The following is a 23,274-nucleotide window of genomic DNA, read 5'->3' as shown; positions in this document are numbered from 1 at the left end:
TCGGCCGCCCGCTCAGCCCGCGAACGGGAGCACCGGCAGGCCCGGCAGGTCGAGTCGCGCGGCGTAGAGGCTGCCGGCTTCGGTGCCGTGCGCCCGGCCGAGGCCCTGCGCCGAGGTCGTGATGTAGAGCGTGCGGAGGTCGTCCCCGCCGAAGGCGCAGGCGCTGACCTGCGGGACCGGAACGGGGATCCGGGCGATCTCGGCCCCCGACTCGTCGAAGCCGATCACCTGCGAGCCGCCCCAGACCGCGACCCAGACGCTTCCGTCCGCGGCCACGGCGAGACCGTCCGGGATGCCGTCCGCGTCGGGGATCGCGGCGAAGCTCCGACGGCCGGCGAGCTCGCCGCCCGCGAAGTCGAGCACGTCGACCCGGTGGGACAGGCTGTCCACGTAGTAGGCCCGTTCGCCGCTCGGCGAGAAGGCGACGCCGTTGGAGACCCCCACCGCGGCGAGCAGCGGCGCGATCGTCCCATCGGGGTCGATACGCAGCAGCGATCCGGCGCCCGGCGTTGCGTCGTAGGCCATGGATCCCGCGAGCAGGCGGCCCTCCGGGTCGCAGCAGCCGTCGTTCATCCGCACGGCGGGGTCCGAGATCAGGGTCGCGACCCGGCGCGGGAGCTCGTCGGATCCGTCGGAGAGGTACAGGTCGTGCGCGCCGACGGCCACGAACCCGCCGGCCGTGCGGGGACGCACGAACGCCAGGTAGGCGTCGTCGATGTGCATCCGCCGCACGCCGTCGTCGGTGAGCGTCAGCAGGTCGCCGGCCTCCGCGTCGACCCAGCGCAGGCCTCCCCAGGCCGGGTGCCAGACGGGGCCTTCGGCGTGATGGGCGATCGGGCCGGTGACGTTCTCGACGCGCATCAGCGCTCGGGACGCGGCAGCGGATCCGGCCGCGGCGCGGGGGTCTGCTCGGGCGCCGAGACCGGATCCGGGTCTGCGGACGGCGGCGTCGTGGGGGCCGACGGGCCCAGCTGCAGCGCGACCTTCTTCTCCAGGTTCTGCACCGCGGCGTCGGACAGGTCGATCAGGCCGTCGAGCTCCTCGCGCACGCGGCGGTAGGCGGTCTGGCGCTCGGCGGACGTGGCCGACTCGTCCACGGCGACCTTCAGCATGTGCTGGGCGCGGGCGAGCCGCTTGCGCTCGACCTCGCTGAAGCCCGAGTCGCGCAGCCGGTGCGCGTCCTTCTCCGCGACCTCGAACGCGACGGAGTAGTTGCCGACCGCGTCGAGATACTCGGTCACCTGCTGCTCGCTCACCTTGGCGTCGGCGGAGCGCGGGCGCAGGGCGTCGGCGGCCTTTTTCGCGCGCAGGAACGCGGCGGTGAGCGGCTGGCGGCCGTCGCTCATGGCGGGGTAGGCGATGACCTTCGCGACGTCGAGCTCGTAGTCCAGCCAGCGGGCGGTGATCTCGTCGTGCTCGGCGAACAGGCGCTCCAGCAGCTCCTTGGAGGACTGCGCCTGCTGCTCCGCCATCGCCCGCGGCGACATCCGCGGGGCGACCTGGCCGCGCGCGGCGAGCTCCGCCGCCTTGATCTCGCCTTTCAGGCGCAGGGTCTCGAGCTTCTGCAGGTGGTGCTGCCGCGACAGCACCTGCCAGCGCCGTGCGAGGCCGCCGGCGACACCCATGATCGGGAAGATCATCCACCAGAAGTGACCGAGGAACTGGAGGATCTGAGTGAGCGGATCCATGATGCCCTCAGCCTATGCCGCTCCGGCGGTGGGGCGCCGATGGATCCGCCCAGACCCGCGCTCCCCGACGGGGATCCCGCCGCGGTCCCGTCCGTCCTCGCCGCGGTCCCTCATCCTCCCCGCGGCGGCCCCCATACTCCCCGCCGCGGTCCCCCATCCGCTCGCTGGTCGCGAATCGTCGCCATTCCGCCGGAATGAGGGCGTGTCGCGACCAGCGAGCAGAGGAGAGAGAGGCGTTCCTCGACCCGCGGAGGAGCCGGATCCGAGCGGACTCGGCGCCCGGCCTTCTCCGCGCGTCAGCTCAGGCGCCCCGCCGCGACGTCGGCGCGCAGCTTCGGCAGTGTCCGCGAGCGCGCGGGCTCGGGGGTCAGACCGAGAGACGTCGCGAGCTCGATCGCGAGGGCCGCATGACCGGTCGCGTTCGGGTGGAACGGATCGTTCATGAGCCCCCACGGCACCCCGCCCTCGCCGAGCTCCTCGAAGCGCGCGTACTGGTCGACGAGGATCGTCCGCTCGGCGGCGGCCACGTCGCGGACGGACTGCGCGAACGCGGCGATCCGGCCGCGCTCGGGCGCGTTCGGCACATCCACGGCGGGCGGGGTCTGCAGCACGGGGATCGCGTCGATCTCACGCACCCGCCGGACGAACGCGGCGACCGAGACGCCGAACTCCGCCGGGGTGATGACCGGGAACTCGCCCGCGTCGGAGCAGTCGTTCGTGCCGATCATGAGCGTGACCACCTGCGGCCGCCAGGTGGCGACACGGCGGTCGAAGTCCTCCAGCAGCTGCACGATCCGCCACCCGCTGATGGCGGTGTCGATCACCGCGTCGTGGACCCGGCTCAGCTCGCCGCGGATGATCTCGTGCAGGTGCTCGGGGTAGGTGCGGCCGCCCTGGGTGTGCACGAGGCCGTGCGTGATCGAGTCGCCGGTGAGCACCCAGGTGAGCGGGGCGTCGGCGGCGAGGGCGCGGGCGAGCAGGTCGGCGTCAGCGGTCATGGGGTCCATTCTCACCGATGCGCGGACGTGCTCACGGGACACGCCACGTGCACCCCGACGGTTCGGGATCCACCCGCCGCCAGGGTCCCGCCCGCCTCACCGGTGCGTCGGGCGCCCGTCCACGAGCGTGAGCAGCACCCGCGCGTCGAGGAGCTCCTCGGGCGCCGCGGTGAGCGGATCCGTGTCCAGCACGATCAGGTCGGCGGGCGCACCCGGCACGAGTGCGCCGCCGGCGGATCCGATCGCACGGTGCGCATGCGTCGTGTACCCCTCGAGGGCCTCGACCGCGGTGAGCGCCTGGTCGGCGCCGACGGCAGGGGTGCCGGGGTGCGCGGTCGGACGGCGGGTCTGCGCGTCGGCCATGATCTCCCACGGATCGAACGGCGCGACCGGCCAGTCCGAGCCGAGCGCGAGGGTCGCGCCGCTGCGCCGTACGTCTCCCGTGCGCCAGGCGCGCCCGGCCCGGGTGGCGCCGAGGCGGCGCGACCAGTCATCGCTGCCGTCCGGGCGCACGTGGTGCGTGCAGTGCGTGGGCTGCATGCTCGCGACGATGCCGCTCGCGCCGATGAGGGCGATCACGTCGTCCTCCGCGGACTCGATGTGCTCGATGCGGTGCGGCACCCCGCCCGCGGGCAGCGACGCCAGGGTCTCCGCCACGAACCGGATGCCGCGTTCGCCGATCGCATGCGTCGCCGTCGGGATCCCCTGTTCGTCGAACAGCCGGATGCGCGCCGCATACGCGTCGGCCTCGGGCCAGGTCGCCGCGAGGCCTTCGCCGTCGGCGTCGGGCGTCGCGAGCCAGGCGGTGCCGCCCTCGACGGTCCCGTCGATGAACAGCTTGATGCCTTCGATCCCGTAGCGGCGGCCGCCACGGCCCTGCATCGCCACCAGCGCGGCGACCTCGGCGTCGGTCGTGGTCGGCTCGCACCACGGCGAGATCCGCAGCCGCACCGGCAGGTCGCCCTCGGCCTCGATCGCGGCGAGCAGCTCCAGGGCGTCCGGATCCTTGAGATCCATCACGTGTGCCGTCGTGATGCCGACCGCGGCCATGTCGCCGAGGAGCCCGCGCAGCTGGCGCACCCGGTCGTCGAAGCCGTGCGGCGGCAGGATCCGCTCCACGAGCTCCATGGTCGGGAACTCCAGGAGGTGACCGGTCAGGCGCCCTTCGGTATCCCCCACCGCGCCGGATCCGTCAGGGTTGTCGAACGGCGCGGTGACCCCGGCCCGCGCCAGCGCGGCCGCGGAGGCGATGCCGGAGTGGGCGTCGAACATCTTGATGTAGGCGGGCCGGTCGGCTCCGAGCACGACGTGCAGTTCGGCGTTGCCGATCGGCTCGCCCTCGAACGCACTGGGGTCCAGCCCCCAGGCGAGGAACCACTCGTCGCCTGCCTGCTCGTCGCGGCCGCGCTCGAGGGCGGCGCGCAGCCCGGCGCGGGTGTGCACCCCGGCGAGGGACAGGCCGCGGACGATCCCGAGACTGTAGATCGGGTGGCTGTGCGCGTCGACGAGCCCCGGCAGGATCGTGGCGGACGGGTGCTCGATCACGTCGGTGCCGGGTCCCGCGAGCGCGAGGACCTCGGAGCGCGGGCCGACGGCGAGGATGCGGCCGTCGGCGACGGCGACGGCTTCCGGGGATTCTGCTGCCTCGGGCCCGGTCATCGTGCGCACCCGGGCGCCCAGGATGATCCTGTCTGCGACGGTCATGCGGGTGCTCACTCCTTGAGGTCGAGGGTCGGGGTCGGGCGGCGGAAGAACCGCGTGATGACGAGCAGCACGACGAAGCCGACCGCGAGCCAGGACAGGCCGACCGCGAAGGTCATGCCGGTGAGGTTGGTCCACAGCCAGACGGTCAGGCCGAAGCCGATGCCCGGCAGCACGAGGTTGTTCAGCGCGTGCCGGCCGCCGCGCTCGCCGCGGTCGACGAAGTAGTGCTTGATCACCGAGAGGTTCACGCAGGAGAAGGCGATCAGGGCGCCGAAGCTGATCATGTTCGAGACCGTGAGCAGGTCGGCGAACAGGGCGTACAGCGAGACGACCGAGACGATGAGGATCGGGATCACCGGCGTGCCGAACCGCGTGCTGAGACGGCCGAACACGGCGCGGGGCAGCACGCCGTCGCGTCCCATCGCGAACAGGATCCGCGCCACGGACGCCTGCGAGGTCAGAGCGGATCCGATGCTGCCGGCCACGAAGCCCGCGATGAACAGCGCCGACAGCCACTGCTGGCCGAGCGAGGCGACGACCTCGATGCTCGCCGTGTCGGCGGAGCTGAACTTGTTCGACGGGTACGCCCACTGCGCGAGGTAGGTGAGCACGATGAAGAGCACGCCGGCGCCGATCGTGACGATCATGATGGCGCGCGGCACCGTGCGACGGGAGTCCTTGGCCTCCTCGGAGAGCGTGGAGACCGAGTCGAAGCCGAGGAACGACAGGCACAGGATCGCGGCGCCCTGGAACAGCGGACCGATGCCCGCGACCGTGCCGTCGCCCGTGAACGGCAGCATCGGGTTCACGTGCTGCCCGGTCGCGGACGCGATCGTGAGGGCGACGAAGGCGACGATGAAGACCGCCTGCACGGCGATGACGACGAAGTTCGCCCGCGCGACCGACACGATCCCGATGACGTTCAGCACCGTGACGATGGCGACCGAGGAGATGATCCACACCGCGTTCGGGATCGCCGGGAACGTCTGGTTCATGTAGAGCCCGACGATGAGGTAGTTGATCATCGGGAGGAACAGGTAGTCGAGCAGCAGCGCCCACCCCGCGAGGAAGCCGAGGGCGCCGCCGAAGCTCTGCTGCGTGTAGACGTAGGCCGATCCGGAGTACGGGTACGCGATCGACATCCGCGCGTAGGAGCGGGCGGTGAACACCATCGCCACGAGCGTGATGACGTAGGTCGTCGGCACGCGCCCGCCGGTGAGCTGCGTGACGATCCCGTAGGTGGTGAACGCGGTGAGCGGCACCATGTAGACGAGGCCGAACAGCACGAGCGAGGGCACGCCGAGTACGCGCTTGAAGCGGCCTTCGGTGACGCGAGCGGTCAGCTCGGTGGCCGGGGCGAGGGGCTCGCCGTGGGCAGGAAGGGTCATGGGGGCTCCTGTTCCGCGTGTGTTGCGGCTGGGGGGCGACGTCGTCGTCGGGGGGCGTGGACAGGCTAGCAATATCGATAAAGCAGATGCAAACGGATCGGGCCGCCCGCGGTTGTGGATCTCCTGAATGCCCGCCCCTGGGCCGGTAGCCGAGACCCGCGCGGGGGGGGGGGGGGGGGATCCCTACCGGGCGACCGGTCCGCGGGTGGAGTCGCGGCGCTGCACGGCGACGGGGACCAGCTCGCGCACGACCCGGTCGTCGCCGGCTGCGGCGGCATCGATCGCGGCGAGAGCCGCGCGCACGCAACGACGGCCGAACTCCCGCGGGTGCAGGTCGATCGCCGTGATCGAGGGCTGTGCGAGCGCGAGCACCTCGGAGTCGACGAAGGCGGCCACGAGCAGATCCTCGCCGACGCGCCGGCCCAGGCTCTGCGCGCTGGTCACGACGCTGAGCACGGTCCCGTCGGACACCGAGAGGATCGCGTCGACCGGGTGATCCTGCTCGCGCAGCAGGTCCGCCACGGCGCCGTGGATCACCTCCGGGGCGGCCGGATGCGGCAGCGTCACGACCCGGGGGCGGATCCCCTGCTCGGCGCACCAGGCCGCGAACACGTCGCGGACCGTGAACGCCCAGTGGCTCTGCAGATCGGGGAGCACGATCGCCGGATGCGCCATGCCGCGCTGGTGCAGGTGATCCATGAGCTCGCGCACCGCGGGCTCATGGTCGCTGGTGACCTCGCCCCGCGGCGACGGCATGCCCTCGGGCACCGGCTCCCCGGTGATGACCGGCACGCGCCCGGACAGCAGCAGGTGCACGACCGGGTCGTCGAGGGCGGGGTCGAGGGCGATGACGGCGTCGGCGGGCAGCTGGTCGACGCCTTCGGGGCGCTGCTCGGTGGGCAGCATGAACACGATCATGCCCGCCCGGTCCGCCTCCTCGACGATGCCGAACGTGGCCTCCATGTAGTACGACATGGCGGTGCTGTCCGGAGGCAGGCGCAGGGCGATCATCCCGGTGCGGGCGCCGCGCAGGTTGCGGGCGACCGTGTTCGGCCGGTAGCCGAGCTCGGCGGCGACCTCCTGCACGCGGCGGCGCATCTCCTCCGAGACCCGCCCGCGCCCCGTGATCGCGAACGAGGCGGTGGAGCGGGAGACGCCGAGCCGATCGGCGATGTCCTGGAGGGTCGCCGCACGGTCGGATCGCATGCACCGAACCTACCGTGCGCGGCCGGGCCGAGGCGCCGCCGAGGCGCCGCCGGAAGGGTCAGCCGAACAGCACCGCGAGCACGGTGGATCCGCCGCCGACGAGGATCAGCGCGACGATCACGACCCAGGCCGTGATGCGGATCCGCCGCTGCCGTCGCTCGGTGTAGAGCGACAGGTCCTCGGCGGTCCCTGAGCCTGTCGAAGGGTCGGTGCTGTTCATGCGTCTCCTCGCGCTCAGGCGCCGACGGGCTCCGCGACGGTCGGGCCGAACACCGCGGGCAGGGTGGCCTGCGAGGTGGCGCGGAGCTCGTCGACCGAGGCCGTGAACAGGTCCTGCACCTCGAGCTGCGGCGCGCTGTCGGTCACGCCGATGCGCAGCACCGGGTAGCCCCGGCCCTCGCACAGGCCGCGGAACTTCACGTCGTCCTCACGCGGCACGGTCACGACCACGCGGCCGGTCGACTCGGAGAACAGAGCCGTCGCGGCGTCCACTCCGTCGCGCTCCATGAGCTCGGTCAGCCACACCCGTGCGCCGACGCCGAAGCGCATGACGCCCTCGGCGAGGGCCTGGCCGAGGCCGCCCTCCGACACGTCGTGCGCGGAGGAGATCAGCCACTCGTCCCGGGCCGCGGAGATCAGGCCGGCGAGGCGCTTCTCGGCGGCGAGGTCGACCTTCGGCGGCAGTCCGCCGAGGTGGCTGTGGATCGTGTCGGCCCAGGCGGATCCGCTCAGCTCCGTCGAGGTGGTGCCGAGCAGGTAGATGTTCTGGCCCTCGTCCTGCCAGCCCGAGGGGATCCGGCGGGAGACGTCGTCGATGATGCCCATCACGCCGACGAGAGGGGTCGGGTGGATCGGGACGTCGCCGGTCTGGTTGTAGAACGAGACGTTGCCGCCGGTGACCGGGGTGCCGAGCTCGAAGCAGCCGTCGGCGAGGCCGTCGACGGTCTGGCCGAACTGCCACATGACCTCGGGGTTCTCCGGGGAGCCGAAGTTGAGGCAGTCGGTGATCGCGGTGGGCACCGCGCCGGTGACGGCGACGTTGCGGTACGCCTCGGCGAGGGCCAGCTGCGCGCCCGCGTACGGGTCGAGCTGGCAGTAGCGGCCGTTCGCGTCGGTGGCGATCGAGAAGCCGAGGCCGGACTCCTCGTCGACGCGGATCATGCCGGCGTCGTCGGGGAAGGCGAGGGCGGTGTTGCCGAGCACGTAGTAGTCGTACTGGTTGGTGATCCAGCGGGTGTCGGCGAGGTTCGGGGAGGCGACGAGCTTCAGGAACTGGTCCTTGATCTCGGCCGGATCCGTCGGCCGCGGCAGCAGCTCGGCCGCGTCGGCCTGCAGTGCGTCGATCCACGACGGGTAGGCGACCGGGCGGTCGTAGACCGGGCCGTCGACGGCGACGGTGGACGGGTCGACGTCGACGATCCGCTCGCCCTGCCAGTCGATGATGAGGCGGCCGTCGCCGGTGACCTCGCCGAGCACGGAGGTCTCGACGTCCCACTTGTTCACGACGGCGAGGAACGCGTCGAGCTTGGAGGGGGCGACGATCGCCATCATGCGCTCCTGCGACTCCGACATGAGGATCTCCTCAGCGGTCAGCGTGGGGTCGCGCAGGAGGACGTTGTCGAGCGAGACGTGCATGCCGGAGTTGCCGTTGGCGGCCAGCTCGCTGGTGGCGCAGGAGATGCCGGCGGCGCCGAGGTCCTGGATGGCCTCGACGAGCTCGCCGCGGTACAGCTCCAGGCAGCACTCGATGAGCACCTTCTCGGCGAACGGGTCGCCGACCTGGACGGCGGGGCGCTTGGTCGGGCCCTTCTCGTCGAAGGAGTCGGAGGCGAGGATCGACGCGCCGCCGATGCCGTCGCCGCCGGTGCGGGCGCCGAACAGGACGACCTTGTTGCCGACGCCGGTGGCGTTCGCGAGCTTGAGGTCCTCGTGGCGGAGCACGCCGACCGCGAGCGCGTTCACGAGCGGGTTGGCCTGGTAGACGGAGTCGAAGACCGTCTCGCCGCCGATGTTCGGCAGGCCCAGGCAGTTGCCGTAGAAGCTGATGCCGGCCGTCACGCCGTGCACGACGCGCGGGGTGTCGGGGTGGTCGATGGCGCCGAAGCGCAGCGCGTCCATGACGGCGACCGGGCGGGCGCCCATCGAGATGATGTCGCGGACGATGCCGCCGATGCCCGTCGCGGCGCCCTGGAACGGCTCGATGTAGGAGGGGTGGTTGTGCGACTCGGCCTTGAACGTGACGGCCCAGCCCTCGCCGACGTCGACGACGCCCGCGTTCTGCCCCATGCCGACCATGAGGCGCTGCTTCATCTCGTCGGAGACCTTCTGGCCGAAGCGGCGCAGGTAGTTCTTGCTGCTCTTGTAGGAGCAGTGCTCACTCCACATCACCGAGTACATGGCCAGCTCGCCCGACGTGGGGCGGCGGCCGAGGATCTCGCGGATCCGCGCGTACTCGTCGTCCTTGAGCCCGAGCGCCGCGTACGGCTGCTCCTTCTCCGGGGTCGCGGCTGCGTTCGCGACCGAGTCGGGGACGTGGTCGGTGGGGGTGTTCGAGGTCACGCGGGCTCCTGGAGCGAGGGGAGGCGGGGCCCGTCCAGTCTACCGGCGGATGGTGGGGTGGATCCGCGGGGGTGGTGCGGGTGGGGGTGGTGCCGGACGGGGTCGGGCTCCCCCGGGGCGCGCGGCCGGCAGGCCCGGATCCCGGCGCGGCCCGGAGGCGCGGATCCCGGCGCGGCCCGGAGATGGATTTCGCTGCTCTCACCGGCCTGGCGGCCGCGAAATCCATCTCCGAGGGTGTTCGTGCCCGCCGTGAGGATGGATTTCGCTGCTCCCACCCGCCGGGCGGCCGCGAAATCCATCTCCGAGACTCCGGCGCCATTGTGACATCGGCTCTCGGCGAACGGATCCTGTGCGTCCTCTTGACGGTCCGGGTCGGCAGTTCTATGGTCGATCTCCTATGTCGTGCATTCGGATCCCGATCAGCGCCCGCGCCGGCGCTGATCGACGTGCTTCGGAAGCGGTCGGAATCGTTCGAGTGCTACCGGGGCGACTGACGTCGCAGCCGTAGCGGCGGGCCGTTCACCCGGCCCGTCACTTGTCATCGTTCGACTCGACATACGACAGGACCGACCATGCCCGAACGCGCCTGGAGCAACGACCAGCTCCGTACCTTTCTCATCGCACTCCGCTCCGGCGGGATCTTCGACGCCGGTCGTGACGTCGACGACGCGGATCGTGTTCATTTCCGTCGCGAGGCCGCGAACCGCATCGTTCCCGAGGTGGTGCGCCGCGTGCTCGCCGATGTCGGAGCGGTGATCGATCCTCGCGGCGTCGCCGCCGTCGCGCTGGAGATCCTCGAGGAAGAGGCCTATGGCGCCAAGCACACCTGGCTCATGGTGACCGAGGATCCGTGGAGCTATCTCACCGACCTCGTCGCACACGAGATCACCAGGTCCTATCGTTCGGCCGTTCGACGCCGCAGCGATGACAAGGTGCTCAGTGGTATCGAGTCGGCGAGCTCCCGGCGCGAGATCGAGTGAGGCGGTGCGAGCGCCTGTGGATAACCCCGACGCCGCGCCCAGGGTTGCGGTTACGGTGAAGGCGTGATCCCTTCGCCACGTCGCACCGCTGTCCGTACCGGTCTTGCCGCCGGTCTGCTCGCGGTGGCCGTCGCGCTCGCTGGCTGCACCCCCGGCCCGGATCCGAAGCCGTCTCCGACCCCGCTGTTCACGAGCGAGGCGGATGCGTTCAAGGCCGCGGAGCAGGTGTACCGGGAGTATGTGGATGCGCTGAACTCCCGCAACGCGGGTGATGCTGGAGCTCGGCCGCAGGACCTCCTCGGAGGCAAGGCGCTGGAATTCGACACGAACTCAGTTCGCAATCGCAAAGCTGAGGGGACCACGGTCAGCGGTGATACCCGCGTGTTGAGCTTTGAGGGTGTGGATTCGGTGATGCGCCCTCCGACGGCACTTGTCCGTGGCAAGGTCTGCATCGACGTCTCCGAAACACGCTTGTTGAATGCTGGTGGTCAGGACATCACCCCAGCCGACCGAAAGCCCAGGGTTGAACTCGCGATCGAGTTCGCACAAGAGAAGCGATCCCTAATAATCACGGACTCACAGATGGCCGCGGACCATTGTTGACCTTTGCGATTCGGAGCGTGGCCGTCGTGCCAGTGCTTGCGTCGTTGATCTTCATCGGCGCTGGGCAACCCGACGGTGGGCAGTATGACCCGAATGCGGCGGCCTCGGGTTCAAAAGTTGATGCGAGCACCGACGGAAAGAATCTGACGGTGAGTGGGAGCCAAACCACTGATCTAGGTGGAACCACTAATGCAGGTGTCGTCAACGACAACGATTCCGGTGGCACCGCAACCGAGCGGACTCCAGCCCCCGCGCCGCCTCGCGATGATGGCATCGACGATTGCCGAGTGATCAACGCGAATCTGGATTGCAGTGCGATGCGCGATGACACTGTGCTCGAAACCGCTGCTGCCCCGGGCCGGACCATCACGATCAGCGACCTCGCGCGTTTCGTTCCAACTGGCGCGACCCTCAGTGCAGAGCCGAGCAATATCGCCGTGGTCGGGCTACCCGCGAACTTCCTCAGCACGGCTCGCACGGAGAGCGTCCCCGGCTCGGTCCTCGGCCGTGCCCTCACTGTCCGATTCACGGCGGTCTCCCACCTGTTCGACTACGGCGACGGCGAAAAGCGCACGAGCCCCTCGCCCGGCACCCCGTGGACCGCCGCCCAGCCGCAGTTCACCCCGACGGACACGAGCCACGTATACAAGGCGCCCGGCACCTATACGGCCACGGTGACCACGACCTACATCGCAGACATCGATCTCGGTGCAGGTTGGCAGACGATCTCGGGCACCCTCGCCGGCCCGCCGGCCAGCCAGACCATCCGCGTCGTCACCGCCCGCACCGCGCTCGTCCAGAACACCTGCGGCGAGCGGCCGGGCGCCGCCGGCTGCTGAGTCCGCTAGATCGAATTGCACAGATAAGTAGGCTACGCACGCGTATAGTGCGCAATATATAGCACAGCATCCTTTCCATTTTGATCCGCGATTTGGACTGGATCCCCTCGGAGGCGGATACTCGACCCAACCTCGCCGCCCGAACTCGGCCTGGGTCCAACAATGAACTCCGCACCCCTCCTGCCCCCTGGAACGAGCGTCGCCGTCATCGGCGCGGGACGCCTCGGCACCGTGCTCGCACGCGCCCTCGAAGAGGCCGGGCTCGACGTGACAGGCCCGATCCGTCGCGGTGAGAGCATCCCCGACGCCGACGTCGCACTCCTCGCCGTCCCCGACGCCGCGATTCCCGGTGCCGCAGACGTAGCCCGCCCCCACGCCCGCCTCATCGGCCACGCCTCCGGAGCGACGGGCCTCGACGACGTCGACTTCAGCGTCCACCCGCTGCAGACCTTCACCGGATCCGAGCCGGCGACCGTCTTCCACGGCATCGGCGCCGCGATCGACGGGCGCGACATCGACGCGCTCGACATGGCCGAGCAGCTCGCGAGGGCGCTCGGGGCGCTACCGTTCCGTGTCCACGGGCGGCAGCGCCGGGCGTACCACGCGTCGGCGTCGATCGCCTCGAACCTGCTTCTCGCGGTGCTCGATGCGGCCGAGCAGGTCGCCGGATCCGCCGGGATCCACCCCGACGAGGCGCGCGAGCTCCTTGCGCCGCTCGTGCGGCAGACCGTCGAGAACTGGGTCGACCGCGGCGCCGCGGAAGCGCTCACCGGGCCGATCGCCCGCGGCGACGAAGAGACCGTCGCCCGCCAGCGAGCCGCGATCGCCGACGACGATCCCGACCTGATCCCCCTCTTCGACGAGCTGTGCGACAGCACCCGGGCGCTCGCCGCCAGAACGGAGAACCCCGCATGAGGATCGTCCGCACGATCGCCGAGATCCGTGCCGCCGTGCGCGAGGCGAAGCGCAACGACCAGTCCGTCGGCCTCGTCCCGACCATGGGCGCCTTCCACGAGGGCCACCTCAGCCTCATGCGCGAGGCCCGGAGGAACAACGACCTCGTCGTCGTCTCCCTCTTCGTCAACCCGACCCAGTTCGGCCCCAACGAGGACCTCAGCTCCTACCCTCGCGACGAGGAGCGCGACGCGACCCTGGCGGAACAAGAGGGCGTCGACCTCCTCTTCGCGCCCGAGCCCGCCGAGATCTACCCCGACGGCTTCGCCACGAACATCCACGTCGCCGGCATCACCGACGTGCTCGACGGCGCCGCCCGCGGCGCACACCACTTCGACGGCGTCGCGACCGTCGTCACGAAGCTGTTCGGGATCGTCGCGCCCGACGTCGCCTACTTCGGGCAGAAGGATGCGCAGCAGGTGCTCGTCGTCCGTCGGGTCGTGCGCGACCTGAACCTCGACGTGCGGATCGAGGCCTGCCCCATCGTCCGCGAGGCCGACGGGCTCGCGATGAGCTCGCGCAACGTCTACCTCGAGCCCGCCGCCCGGCGGCAGGCCACGGCGCTGAACCGGGCGCTGGACGCGGCGGAGGCCGCGGTCGACAAGGGCGAGCGCGACGGCGCAGCCATCGAAGCCGCGGCGACCCGGATCCTCGAGGACGCGGGCATCGCCCCCGAGTACCTCGAACTCCGCGACGCCGAAGACCTGACCCCGGTGACCCGCCTCGACCGCGACGCACTCCTCGCCGTCGCGGCCCGGGTCGGCGCCGCCCGACTCATCGACAACCACCTCCTGAGAGCGAGCGCCTGATGCGACGCACCATGCTGAAGTCGAAGATCCACCGCGCGACGATCACCGGATCCGATCTGCACTACGTCGGATCCATCACCGTCGACCTCGACCTGCTCGAGGCCGCCGACATCCTGCCGCACGAGCAGGTGCACATCGTCGACGTCGACAACGGATCGCGCTTCGAGACGTACACGATCGCCGGGGAGCGCGGATCCGGCATCATCCAGGTCAACGGCGCCGCCGCCCGCCTCGTGCACACCGGCGACACGATCATCGTCATCTCCTACGCCGACTACTCGCGCGAGGACCTCGCCGACTACGTGCCGACCGTCGTGCACGTCGACCGGGCGAACGGGATCATCCAGGTCGACGCCGAGGTCGACAAGCTGCTCACCGAGGCGGGCGCATGAGCGCGTACGCCCCGGGCCGCCCGATCGCGCTCGGCGACCTCGCCGCGAAGAAGGCCGCCGGCGAGCCGATCGTCATGGTCACCGCCTACGACTACCCCGGCGCGCAGGTCGCCGAGGCCGCCGACGTCGACATGGTGCTCGTCGGCGACTCGGCCGCGATGACCGTGCTCGGCTACGACAGCACCGTGCCGGTCACGGTCGACGAGATGATCATGCTCACCAAGGCCGTGCGGCGCGGGCTGACCCGTCCGCTGCTCGTCGCCGACCTGCCGTTCGGGTCGTACGAGGCCTCCGACGCCGACGCGATCGCCACCGCCCAGCGCTTCGTCAAGGAGACCGGCTGCGACCTCGTCAAGATCGAGCGCGGCGGCACCTCCGTCGACCGCGCCCGGGCCCTCGTCGCGGCGGGGATCCCCGTCGTCGGGCACGTCGGCCTCACCCCGCAGACCGCGACCTCGCTCGGCGGCTACCGCGCCCAGGGCCGCACCGCCGAGGCCGCGCTCGCCGTGATCGACAGCGCCCTTGCCCTGCAGGACGCCGGCTGCGCGCTGCTCGTCGTCGAGGCGGTGCCGAGCGAGGTCACCGCCGCGCTCATGCCGCTGCTCGAGATTCCGGTGATCGGGATCGGCGCGGGCTCCGCGACCGACGGGCAGGTGCTCGTGTTCCACGACCTGCTCGGGATCTACGACGGCGGCGCCGCGAAGTTCGTCAAGCGCTACGCCGAGCTGCGCAGCGCCATGATCGACGGCGTCGCCGCCTACGCCGACGAGGTGCGGTCGGGGGCGTACCCCGCCCCGGAGCACGGCTACGCAATGCCGGCGGACGAGGCCGCGCGGCTGCGAGAGCTGCTCGCCGGGCGCTGACGGGCAGGACCGAGGGTCGGGATCCGGCCGGTGCCGGGTCCTCATGCCCGTCGCCCGGATCGCCCTCATGCTGTCGTGCGCTTCGCGCGGACTTGTACGCGAACGTCGGACCGAATTCGCCGATCCGTCCGAAGTTCCGGAACATCTCCGACGCTGTGCACCGGATCCGCGCCGCCTTCGAAGGCCGAAAACGACGAGCCCGCGCCCCCGAGGTTCATCCGAACCGCGGGATGCGTCTCGCCTCACTCAGGCGTTCGCGCGCACGAGCCTCCAGTCACCGATCTCGCTGATGTCGGTGAGGTCCTCGTGGCCGAGCCACTCCTCGCGCAGGCGCATGCAGAGGGATCCGGTGCCGTCATCCATCTCGATGATGGTCAGCTCCAGCTCCTTCGGCTCGCGGGGCAGCAGCTTGTCGCGCAGGATCGCGTCCTCCACCTCGTAGATCTCGCCCGAGATCTGCGCACCGCCGGTCTCCACGGGGTACAGCGCCGGGAACTCGTCCCGCACACTGAAGAACCGGTACCGGGCCGCGGTGCGCCGGCGACCGACGAGCTCCGCCTCGGCGAGGGCGTCGTTGAGCGATCCGCCCGACATCGCCTGCCCGTTCACGAACATTCTGACCTTCACGGCGTTCACCTTCCTCCGGCTGCGGACACGTCTCTGACGGGGTTCCCGTCGTCCAGCGACGATAACGGGATCCCAAATTGGTGTCAACGCTCCGAGTCGTGGCGCGCGGATATTCTGGAGCGGAACCCGGGGAGGTGGCGATGGCGAAGAACGCGTCGGAGAGGCTGTATCAGCACCAGGTGCCGATGCGCGACATCGTGGCGGACGAGATCCGCGCGCGGATCTTCGACGGGCGCCTCCCGGCGGGGGAGCGGCTCGTCGAGCGCGACCTCGCGGAGAGCTTCGGCGTCTCCCGGCACCCGGTGCGCGAGGCGCTGCGGGTGCTGCAGCGCGAGGGGATCGTCGAGTCCCTCGCCTCGCGCGGTCTCATCGTCACGTCGCTCAGCAAGCGCCAGGTGCTGGACCTCTACATGATCCGCGAGGCGCTCGAGTCCGTGGCCACGCGCGAGGCCGCGCTGCGCGTCGCGGAGGGCGCCGAGCACCATCTCGACGCGACCATCGCCGAGGCGCAGGCGGCGGTGCGCGACGGCGACATCGAGGCGGCGCACGCCGCGAACGCCCGTTTCCACGACGAGCTCATCGCGCTGAGCGGCAACGAGGCGCTGGAGCACATGCTCGAGCCGATCCTCGGCCGGCTGCACTGGCTGTTCCGTCAGGTCGCCGACGTGAACTCCGTCGTCGTCGAGCACGCCCGCATCGCGGAGGCGGTGACGGCGGGCGACGCCGAATGGGCCGCGACCCTCGCCCGTGCCCACGTGCTCGCGTACCGCAACGCCACGATGAAGCTGCTCTTCGACGAGGGGACGGATGCGGAGCCGGGGTCGGCCGGCGAGACCGTTGACCAGGGGGACCCGGTCAGCTAACGTCGCTTGGGATCCCAATCGCGAGAAATCGGTGCTGATCCTCGCTGTCCGCAGACCCCGATCGGAGTCCTCCATGATCTTCGACCTCCTCATCACGGGCGCGACCATCGTCAACGCCGACGGCGCCGTGAACGCCACGATCGCCGTCCAGGGCGGCACGGTCGCCGGCCTGCTCGCCCCCGACACGGCCCTGCCCGATGCAGTGCGCACGATCGACGCCACCGGGCTGATCGCGATCCCGGGCGGCGTCGACGGGCATTGCCACGCCGAGCAGGTCACCGGGAAGTATCGCTCCCTCGACACGTACGCCTCGACGACGTCCGCGGCGCTGCGCGGCGGCACCACGACGATCCTCGACTTCGGGATCCCCGCCGATGCGAGCGAGCGGCCGATCGACGCTCTGCAGCGCAAGATCCGGCTCATCTCCGAGAACGGCGCCCGCTGCGACGTGGCCCTGCACGGTTCCGTGATCACCTGGGACGACACCACCTCGGCGCAGCTCGAGCAGATGGCGAAGCTCGGCGTGCACTCCGTGAAGATGTACACCACCAACCGCGGCTCGACGATGTCGGACGACGACACGATCGTGCGGGTGATGCACGAGATGGCACGGCTGGACGGGCTCGCCTACATCCACTCCGAGCATGACGGCATCATCGTCGACCGCACCGCCGCGTGCGCCGACCGCGGTCAGGTGGGCATCGCGCACCTCCACGAGTCCCGCCCGCGGATCAGCGAGGACGCCTCGGTGCGCGAGATCCTCGCGATCGCCGAGTACACCGGATCCCCCGTGTACTTCGTGCACCAGTCCACGCCCGACGCCGTCGACGCGGTCGCCGCCGCGCGCGCCCGCGGCATGCACGCCTACTCCGAGATCTGCCCGCACTACCTGCTGCGCGACGACTCGGTGTACTCCTCGGCGTCGCCGGAGATGTTCGCCTGCTGCCCGCCGATGCGCAGCGCGGAGGACGTCGCGGGCCTGCGCGAGCGGGTGCGCCGCGGCCTGGTCGACACGCTCTCCTCCGACCACACCAGCTACGACCTCGCGCAGAAGCGCGAGCACAGCGACGACGTGCGGCACATGCCGCACGGTCTCCCCGGCGCCGAGACCCGGATGGCCGCCGGCTACACGGCGATGGTCATCCAGGAGGAGCAGCCGATCGAGGACTTCGTCGCGATGTTCTCCGCGACCCCGGCCCGGGTGAACGGTCTGCACCGCAAGGGCGTCGTCGCCGTGGGCTTCGACGCCGACCTCGTGCTGTTCGACCCGGAGGAGCGCCGCGTCGTGCACGCCGAGGACCTGCACCAGGACAGCGACTTCACGCCGTTCGAGGGCCTGGAGCTCGGCGGCTGGGCGCGCTACGTCGTCAGCGCCGGGCGCGTCGTCGTCGACGAGGGGGCGTTCGCGGATCCGGGCCCGGTAGGCCGGTTCGTGGGTCAGGCGCCGTTCTCGGAGCGCCCGGGCGTGACGCGTCCCGCCGCGCGCGTGCCCGTGGGGTGATCGCGCCGCGCGCCACGCGAGCCACGCGAGCCACGCGAGCCACGCGAGCCACGCGAGCCACGCGAGCGACACTGCGCGACGGACACGGCGCAGAAGAAATGCCCCCGGGGTATCCCCGGGGGCATTCTCATCGTCCGTGCGTCACTCGGTCGCGGCGGCCGTCTCGGCGGCCTGGGCCTGCAGGTCCTCCGTGCGGGCCTGCAGATTCGGACGGATCCGGTTCACGACCAGGCAGGCCGCGACGCCGAGCACGATGCCGATCGGCCAGGCGAACGGGCTGATCGCCGAGAACGCGGGAACGAGCGCGATGCACAGGGCCACGCCACCGGCGATCACGAACGCGATCACCGAGTTCATGTTCGTGCCGCGGCCGTAGAAGTACTTGCCGTTCGGGTCGTCGCTGTACAGCGCGTGCTGATCCACCATCGTCTTGCGGATGAGGTAGAAGTCCGCGGCGATGATGCCGACGAGCGGCCCCATCAGCGCCCCGATCCCGCCCAGGAACAGGTTGACGACGACCGGGTTGGAGTACAGGTTCCACGGGGTGATCACGATCGACAGCACCGCCGTGATCACGCCGCCCGTGCGGAAGCTGATCTTGTGCGGCGCCACGTTCGAGAAGTCGTAGGCGGGCGACACGAAGTTCAGCACGACGTTCGCGCCCGCCGTCGCGATCGCGATGAGCACGATAGACAGGATCAGGATCGTGACGCTGTCGATGTCCTTGAGCAGCTCGGTCGGGTCGTTGATCGCCTTGCCGTACACCTCGAGCGCGGCCAGGGCGATGGTGACCGAGACCAGGCAGAACGCGATGCCGTTCACGAGCAGGCCGAGGCGGTTGCCGTTGATGACCGTCTTGCGGCTCGGCGAGAGCCGGGTGAAGTCGGCGAAGTTCAGGATCGGGCCGCTCAGGTCGGACACGAGCAGGAACGCGGCGGCGAGGATCGCGCCGATCGCGGGCCAGAACTCGAGCGGTGCGGCGCCGATGTGGTAGTTCCAGTTCAGCTTCCAGCCGGCCCGGCCGAGCGTCCAGATCGCGAGCGCGAACATGCCGACCCAGATGGTGGGTCCGGCGAAGTCGGAGAGCTTGCGGACCGTCTCCATGCCGCGGTAGAGCACCGCGAGCTGCACGACCCACATGCCCAGGAAGCAGAACCAGCCGAGCTCGGACAGGCCGAGGAAGTTCGGCTTGGTGAGCGCCTCGGCCGCCGGCCAGATCTTCAGCACGAGCACCATGACCACGACCGAGGCGAGGTAGGTCTGGATGCCGTACCAGGCGACCGCCACGATCGCGCGGAGCAGGGCGGGGATGTTGGATCCGAACACGCCGAAGCTCGCGCGCGCGAACACCGGGAACGGCACGCCGACCTTCTGGCCCGCGGTGCCCATCACGTTGCTCGCGACGTAGATGATGTAGACGCCGAGGCACAGGCCGAGGGCGAGCTGCCACCCCATGAGACCGAGGACGAGGAGCCCGACCGCGGCGGTGTAGTTGCCGAGGCTGTGCCATGCCGACATCCACCAGGCGAAGAGATCCCAGGTGCGCCAGTGGCCGTCGTCGCCGCGCGGGGCGATGTCGGCGTTGTAGAGCCGCGTGCTGTACCGCGTGTGCGGAGCGTCGGCGACCGCTTCGGGACGGGGGTGAGACGTCATCGTCTGTCCTTTGCATCGGGTGCCGCGCAGACGAGGGGGACGTCCTTCGCGACAATGCGAATGTGCGGAATCCAAGTTATGGGATCCCAAAGAATCGGTCAAGGCATTCCCGGGAATGAGTCGACGACGAGGCCCTCGAGCGCAGGGGCGGGCGGGATCCCGATCCTCGTGCGCGCGCCCCGTCCGGAGATGTACACGAACCTCGGACGGATTCGGCGGCGGATCCGTCCGAGGTTTCTGCACATCTCCGTGGATGTGCGCGGATCCGGCGCGGTCGGGGGTCAGATCAGCCGGCGCAGGGCTTCCTCGAGGCTGATGCCCTGCGCGTCCGCGCGGTCGCGCAGGCGCGCGTGCTCGGCCGGCGAGAGGGCGACGGTCAGCGCGATCCCGGTCGTAGCCGCCGGGGCGTCGAGGCCGTCGAGCAGGTCGGACGCCTCGGCCCAGAGCGCCGGTGCCGGCACGGCCGACGACGCGACCACGGGGAGGGCCACGGCCTCGCGGCGCGCGGGCGCGGGCGGCTCCGGGGCGGGCGCGGGAGCAGGCGCCGCGGTGAAACCGGGCCCCCGTTCCGGCTCCTGCTTCTTCTGGTACGCGGTCGCCGCGGCGTTCGCGCGCGCGTCCGCGGCCTCGTTCAGCGGGTGGCCGGCGTGCCCCTTGACCCAGGTGAACGACACGTCACGGCCGCGCAGGGCCTCGTCGATGCCCTCGAGCAGGTCGCGGTTGAGCACCGGACCGCCGTCGGACTTGCGCCAGCCGCGGCGCTTCCAGCCCGGCATCCATTTGGTCACGGAGTCGATCACGTACCGGCTGTCGCACTCGATCACGAGCGGTTCGTCGATGCCGGTCGTGGCCTGCAGCAGTTCGAGTACCGCACGCAGCTCGCCCTGGTTGTTCGTGCCGTGCGGGGATCCGCCGGCCGCCCACCGCTTGTCGTCGATGTACCAGGCCCAGCCGTTGGGCCCGGGGTTGCCCAGGGCGGATCCGTCTGCCGCGGCCGTGATCGTCATCCCTCCACCGTAAGCCGTGGCGGGGACACGCTCGGGCGCGCCGCCGGGCCGGGTCAGCGCGCCGCCACTTCCCGGCCGCCGACGAGCACGCGCTGCGGGGCGGGCCGATCCACGACGAGCTGTGCGAGGCTCTCCGCGGCGAACTCCAGACGCGTCTCGCTCTCGGACGTCCAATCGGCGATCTCGGGGCGACCCAGCAGCTCGCCCCCGTGCACGGTGGCGATGCGGAAGGCGCGCTCGAGCTCGGCGTCGGTCCTGGCGTCGGTGCGGTACGCGAGCAGGTGGGCGCGGTCGAGCATGCTGCCGGTGCCGAACGGGGTCCACGAGTCGCGCACCCCGTCGGATCCGAGGGCGACGCGCACGCCGTGCCGCTCCAGCCGGTCGAGGTCGGGGATCGGATCGGCGCCGAGCGCGCATGTCGTGATCCACACACCGGCCTCGGCCACGAGGTCGAGCGTGGCGCCGAGGCTCGGCAGCATCGCATCGCCGAGCGCGAAGGCGTGCCCGATCGTCACCCGGCCCTGGCGGCCGCCGGCGATCGTGCGGCGGGCGATCTCGCGGATCTGGGCCAGACCGTCCTCGCCGCCGTCGTGCAGATGGATGTCGATGTCGCGCCCGGCGCGATCCGCCAGGCCGAACACCGCGTCGAGGTGCCCGTGCAGATCGCCCTCGAGGCCGCCCGGATCGATCCCGCCGACGAGATCCGCACCGGATTCGAGCGCGGCGGCCATCGCGTCGAGCGTGCCCGGGTTGGTGAGAAGGCCGAACTGCGGGAACGCGACGATCTGCACGGTCAGGTCGGGCAGACGCTCCGCCGCGGCCCGTACGCCCTCGACGTTCGCGGTGCCGAGCTCGCTCGACACGTCGACGTGCGCGCGCATCGCGAGCGTGCCGTGCGCGAGCGCGCGGGAGAGCAGCGCGTGGGCGCGCTCCTCCACGCTCACGGCGTATCCGGCCTGCACGGCGCGGTCGTTCTCGATCAGCTCCGACAGGGTGCCGGCCGGGTCGCGCGAGAGCCACGGCAGCGTCCACGACGACTTGTCCGGGTGGATGTGGGCGTCGACGAGGCCCGGGGTGCGCAGCAGCGGTGCGGAGGCGGTCGCGGTCATGAGGGATCCTCTCGGCGGGGTCAGTCCTGGTACTGCAGCGTCGGCATCGCCTCGGTGCTGGCGTCGTCGATCTGCAGCGCGAGCGGCCCGCCGTTGCGCTTGCGGCGCACGAGGTAGATGACCACGCCGATGGCCAGCCAGGTGCCGCCGAGCACGTAGGTGAACGGCGCGAGCGAGGTCCACAGCCAGGCGATCGACACGAACCCGACGATCGGCATGAGCAGGTGGCGGACGAGCCCCCAGCCGCGGCGCAGCCGCATGTCGAAGAAGAGCACCTTGATCGTGGCGAGGTTCACCATCGCGAAGGCGATGAGGGCGCCGAAGTTGATCATGTACACGGCCTGGTCGAGCGTGATGAAGAGCGCGACGAGCGCGATCGCCGACACGAGCAGCGCGGCGACGTAGGGCGTGCGGAAGCGGCGGTGCAGGCGGGCGAGCACGGGAGGCAGGATCCCGTCCCGGCCCATCGCGAACAGCACGCGGCTGACGCTCATCTGGGCCGCGGTGCCGCACAGCACGATGCCGGCGGTGTTCACGATCACGAAGATCACCATGAGCACGTCGCCGCCCGCGTGCTGCATGAGTTCGGTCCCTGCGGCGTCGAGGTTCTGGAGCTTCGTCCAGTCCGGGGCGATGAGGCTGCCGGCGATCGCGAACGCGAGGTAGCCGAGGCCGGCGAACAGGGTCGCGAGCACGATGCCCTTCGGGACCTTGCGGCGCGGATCCTTCGTCTCCTCGGAGAGGGTCGCGACGCCGTCGAAGCCGAGGAAGGCGAACGCGACGATCGCCGCGGCCGCGAGGATGGGCAGCAGGCCGCCGTCGCCGAGGGAGAGCGGCTTCGCGATCGCCGCCACGTCGACGTGCGGCGCGTTCATCACGGCGAGCACGAGGAACGCGACGATCACCAGCACAGACGCGACGATCACCACGGAGTTCATCCGCTTGATCCAGTTCACCCCGATGATGCTGAACACGGTCACGACGAGGATGCAGAGCAGCGTGCCGACCCACGACGGCACCGACGTGAACAGGCTGTTGAAGTAAAGGCCGAACAGGAGGAAGTTCACCATCGGCAGGAACAGGTAGTCGAGCAGCATGACCCAGCCGGTGAGGAAGCCCGTCGCCGGACCGAACCCGCGCGTGACGTACGCGTACGCGCCGCCGGTGATCGGCACGTGCGCGGCCATGCGCCCGTAGCTGTGCGCGGTGAACAGCATGATGACGATCGCCGCCACGTAGGCGGCGGGAAGGTGGCCGTCGCTGATCTGGGTGGCGGGGCCATAGACCGACACCACCGACAGCACGCCCATCGACGTGAGGCCGTAGGCGATGAGCGCGGGCAGGCCGAGCTCGCGCTTGAGGGTGCGCGGACGATCGTCCAGCTCGAGGGACGGTGCGGGTGCGGTCATTCGCCGATTCCTTTGTGCGGGGACGACCCCAGGCGCAGGGCCAACAGGCAATGGTATACCACTGGGCTGAAACGGGTCGAATCGGTCCGGATATATCGGGGATGTCCGTGATCTCGAAGGAA

The 23,274-nt window shown here is 70.7% G+C and carries 22 protein-coding genes; 9 read left to right on the top strand and 13 right to left on the bottom strand.

Annotated elements, in window-relative coordinates; genetic code table 11:
• Positions 1 to 12: 12 nt before the first annotated feature.
• The 8 genes from RBR11_RS14335 to purL all read right to left on the bottom strand — a co-directional run bounded on the left by RBR11_RS14335 (position 13) and on the right by purL (position 9,543).
• Positions 13 to 861 carry an SMP-30/gluconolactonase/LRE family protein gene (locus RBR11_RS14335; RefSeq protein ID WP_308490052.1) on the bottom strand — a complete coding sequence of 283 codons (849 nt, stop codon included), beginning with the start codon at positions 859 to 861 and terminating at the stop codon, positions 13 to 15.
• The gene (locus RBR11_RS14330; RefSeq protein WP_308490051.1) at positions 861 to 1,688 is read right to left on the bottom strand and encodes a hypothetical protein; all 828 of its coding nucleotides are present in this window, start codon (positions 1,686 to 1,688) and stop codon (positions 861 to 863) included. The genes RBR11_RS14335 and RBR11_RS14330 overlap by 1 nt, the downstream gene beginning before the upstream one ends.
• Before the next feature lie 296 nt (positions 1,689 to 1,984).
• A complete protein-coding gene (locus tag RBR11_RS14325; protein ID WP_308490050.1) occupies positions 1,985 to 2,686 on the bottom strand; it encodes an SGNH/GDSL hydrolase family protein in 702 nt (233 codons plus the stop codon).
• A 96-nt stretch (positions 2,687 to 2,782) separates the two neighbouring features.
• On the bottom strand, positions 2,783 to 4,390 hold the full coding sequence (locus RBR11_RS14320) for an amidohydrolase (protein ID WP_308490049.1): 1,608 nt from the start codon (positions 4,388 to 4,390) through the stop codon (positions 2,783 to 2,785).
• An 8-nt stretch (positions 4,391 to 4,398) separates the two neighbouring features.
• Positions 4,399 to 5,778: an APC family permease gene (locus tag RBR11_RS14315; protein WP_308490048.1), complete on the bottom strand. Its 1,380-nt coding sequence runs from the start codon at positions 5,776 to 5,778 to the stop codon at positions 4,399 to 4,401.
• 183 nt (positions 5,779 to 5,961) lie between these two features.
• Positions 5,962 to 6,984: a LacI family DNA-binding transcriptional regulator gene (locus tag RBR11_RS14310; RefSeq protein WP_308490046.1), complete on the bottom strand. Its 1,023-nt coding sequence runs from the start codon at positions 6,982 to 6,984 to the stop codon at positions 5,962 to 5,964.
• Between the two features lie 58 nt (positions 6,985 to 7,042).
• Positions 7,043 to 7,204 carry a hypothetical protein gene (locus RBR11_RS14305; RefSeq protein WP_308490045.1) on the bottom strand — a complete coding sequence of 54 codons (162 nt, stop codon included), beginning with the start codon at positions 7,202 to 7,204 and terminating at the stop codon, positions 7,043 to 7,045.
• A 14-nt stretch (positions 7,205 to 7,218) separates the two neighbouring features.
• A complete protein-coding gene (purL, locus tag RBR11_RS14300; protein WP_308490044.1) occupies positions 7,219 to 9,543 on the bottom strand; it encodes a phosphoribosylformylglycinamidine synthase subunit PurL in 2,325 nt (774 codons plus the stop codon).
• 572 nt (positions 9,544 to 10,115) lie between these two features.
• On the opposite strand from purL, the gene RBR11_RS14295 reads away from it, so the two are divergent.
• From RBR11_RS14295 to panB, 7 genes are all read left to right on the top strand, one after another.
• Complete coding sequence (locus RBR11_RS14295; protein ID WP_308490043.1) at positions 10,116 to 10,523, top strand: hypothetical protein; 408 nt, start codon at positions 10,116 to 10,118, stop codon at positions 10,521 to 10,523.
• A 63-nt stretch (positions 10,524 to 10,586) separates the two neighbouring features.
• Entirely contained in the window at positions 10,587 to 11,126 is a 540-nt protein-coding gene (locus RBR11_RS14290) for a hypothetical protein (protein WP_308490042.1), read from the top strand.
• Positions 11,127 to 11,143: 17 nt separating this feature from the next.
• A complete protein-coding gene (locus tag RBR11_RS14285) occupies positions 11,144 to 11,965 on the top strand; it encodes a hypothetical protein (protein ID WP_308490041.1) in 822 nt (273 codons plus the stop codon).
• A 162-nt stretch (positions 11,966 to 12,127) separates the two neighbouring features.
• On the top strand, positions 12,128 to 12,880 hold the full coding sequence (locus tag RBR11_RS14280) for a Rossmann-like and DUF2520 domain-containing protein (RefSeq protein ID WP_308490040.1): 753 nt from the start codon (positions 12,128 to 12,130) through the stop codon (positions 12,878 to 12,880).
• Positions 12,877 to 13,728, top strand: coding sequence for a pantoate--beta-alanine ligase (panC, locus tag RBR11_RS14275; protein WP_308490039.1), 852 nt, complete (start codon positions 12,877 to 12,879; stop codon positions 13,726 to 13,728). The genes RBR11_RS14280 and panC overlap by 4 nt, the downstream gene beginning before the upstream one ends.
• Positions 13,728 to 14,120 (top strand): aspartate 1-decarboxylase, encoded by a 393-nt coding sequence (gene panD, locus RBR11_RS14270; protein ID WP_308490038.1) that lies wholly within the window; start codon positions 13,728 to 13,730, stop codon positions 14,118 to 14,120. Before panC ends, panD begins: the two co-directional genes overlap by 1 nt.
• Positions 14,117 to 14,983 carry a 3-methyl-2-oxobutanoate hydroxymethyltransferase gene (gene panB, locus RBR11_RS14265; RefSeq protein WP_308490037.1) on the top strand — a complete coding sequence of 289 codons (867 nt, stop codon included), beginning with the start codon at positions 14,117 to 14,119 and terminating at the stop codon, positions 14,981 to 14,983. The genes panD and panB overlap by 4 nt, the downstream gene beginning before the upstream one ends.
• 246 nt (positions 14,984 to 15,229) lie before the next feature.
• Here panB and RBR11_RS14260 read toward each other — a convergent pair whose 3' ends face one another.
• A complete protein-coding gene (locus RBR11_RS14260; protein WP_308490036.1) occupies positions 15,230 to 15,610 on the bottom strand; it encodes an allophanate hydrolase-related protein in 381 nt (126 codons plus the stop codon).
• 140 nt (positions 15,611 to 15,750) lie between these two features.
• Here RBR11_RS14260 and RBR11_RS14255 point away from each other — a divergent pair, with 140 nt between their 5' ends.
• Both RBR11_RS14255 and RBR11_RS14250 read left to right on the top strand, forming a co-directional pair.
• Positions 15,751 to 16,473 carry a GntR family transcriptional regulator gene (locus tag RBR11_RS14255; protein ID WP_308490035.1) on the top strand — a complete coding sequence of 241 codons (723 nt, stop codon included), beginning with the start codon at positions 15,751 to 15,753 and terminating at the stop codon, positions 16,471 to 16,473.
• Between the two features lie 73 nt (positions 16,474 to 16,546).
• Entirely contained in the window at positions 16,547 to 17,974 is a 1,428-nt protein-coding gene (locus RBR11_RS14250; RefSeq protein ID WP_308490034.1) for an amidohydrolase family protein, read from the top strand.
• A 141-nt stretch (positions 17,975 to 18,115) separates the two neighbouring features.
• Here RBR11_RS14250 and RBR11_RS14245 read toward each other — a convergent pair whose 3' ends face one another.
• The 4 genes from RBR11_RS14245 to RBR11_RS14230 all read right to left on the bottom strand — a co-directional run bounded on the left by RBR11_RS14245 (position 18,116) and on the right by RBR11_RS14230 (position 23,152).
• The gene (locus RBR11_RS14245) at positions 18,116 to 19,627 is read right to left on the bottom strand and encodes an NCS1 family nucleobase:cation symporter-1 (protein ID WP_308490033.1); all 1,512 of its coding nucleotides are present in this window, start codon (positions 19,625 to 19,627) and stop codon (positions 18,116 to 18,118) included.
• A 281-nt stretch (positions 19,628 to 19,908) separates the two neighbouring features.
• Entirely contained in the window at positions 19,909 to 20,634 is a 726-nt protein-coding gene (locus tag RBR11_RS14240) for a ribonuclease H family protein (RefSeq protein ID WP_308490032.1), read from the bottom strand.
• Between the two features lie 53 nt (positions 20,635 to 20,687).
• The gene (locus RBR11_RS14235; protein WP_308490031.1) at positions 20,688 to 21,743 is read right to left on the bottom strand and encodes an amidohydrolase family protein; all 1,056 of its coding nucleotides are present in this window, start codon (positions 21,741 to 21,743) and stop codon (positions 20,688 to 20,690) included.
• Between the two features lie 20 nt (positions 21,744 to 21,763).
• Positions 21,764 to 23,152 (bottom strand): APC family permease, encoded by a 1,389-nt coding sequence (locus tag RBR11_RS14230; protein WP_308490030.1) that lies wholly within the window; start codon positions 23,150 to 23,152, stop codon positions 21,764 to 21,766.
• Positions 23,153 to 23,274 lie beyond the last annotated feature (122 nt).

Source organism: Microbacterium capsulatum (assembly GCF_030865425.1).
Taxonomy (GTDB): domain Bacteria; phylum Actinomycetota; class Actinomycetes; order Actinomycetales; family Microbacteriaceae; genus Microbacterium; species Microbacterium capsulatum.
This window is presented reverse-complemented; position numbering and strand designations above follow the sequence as displayed.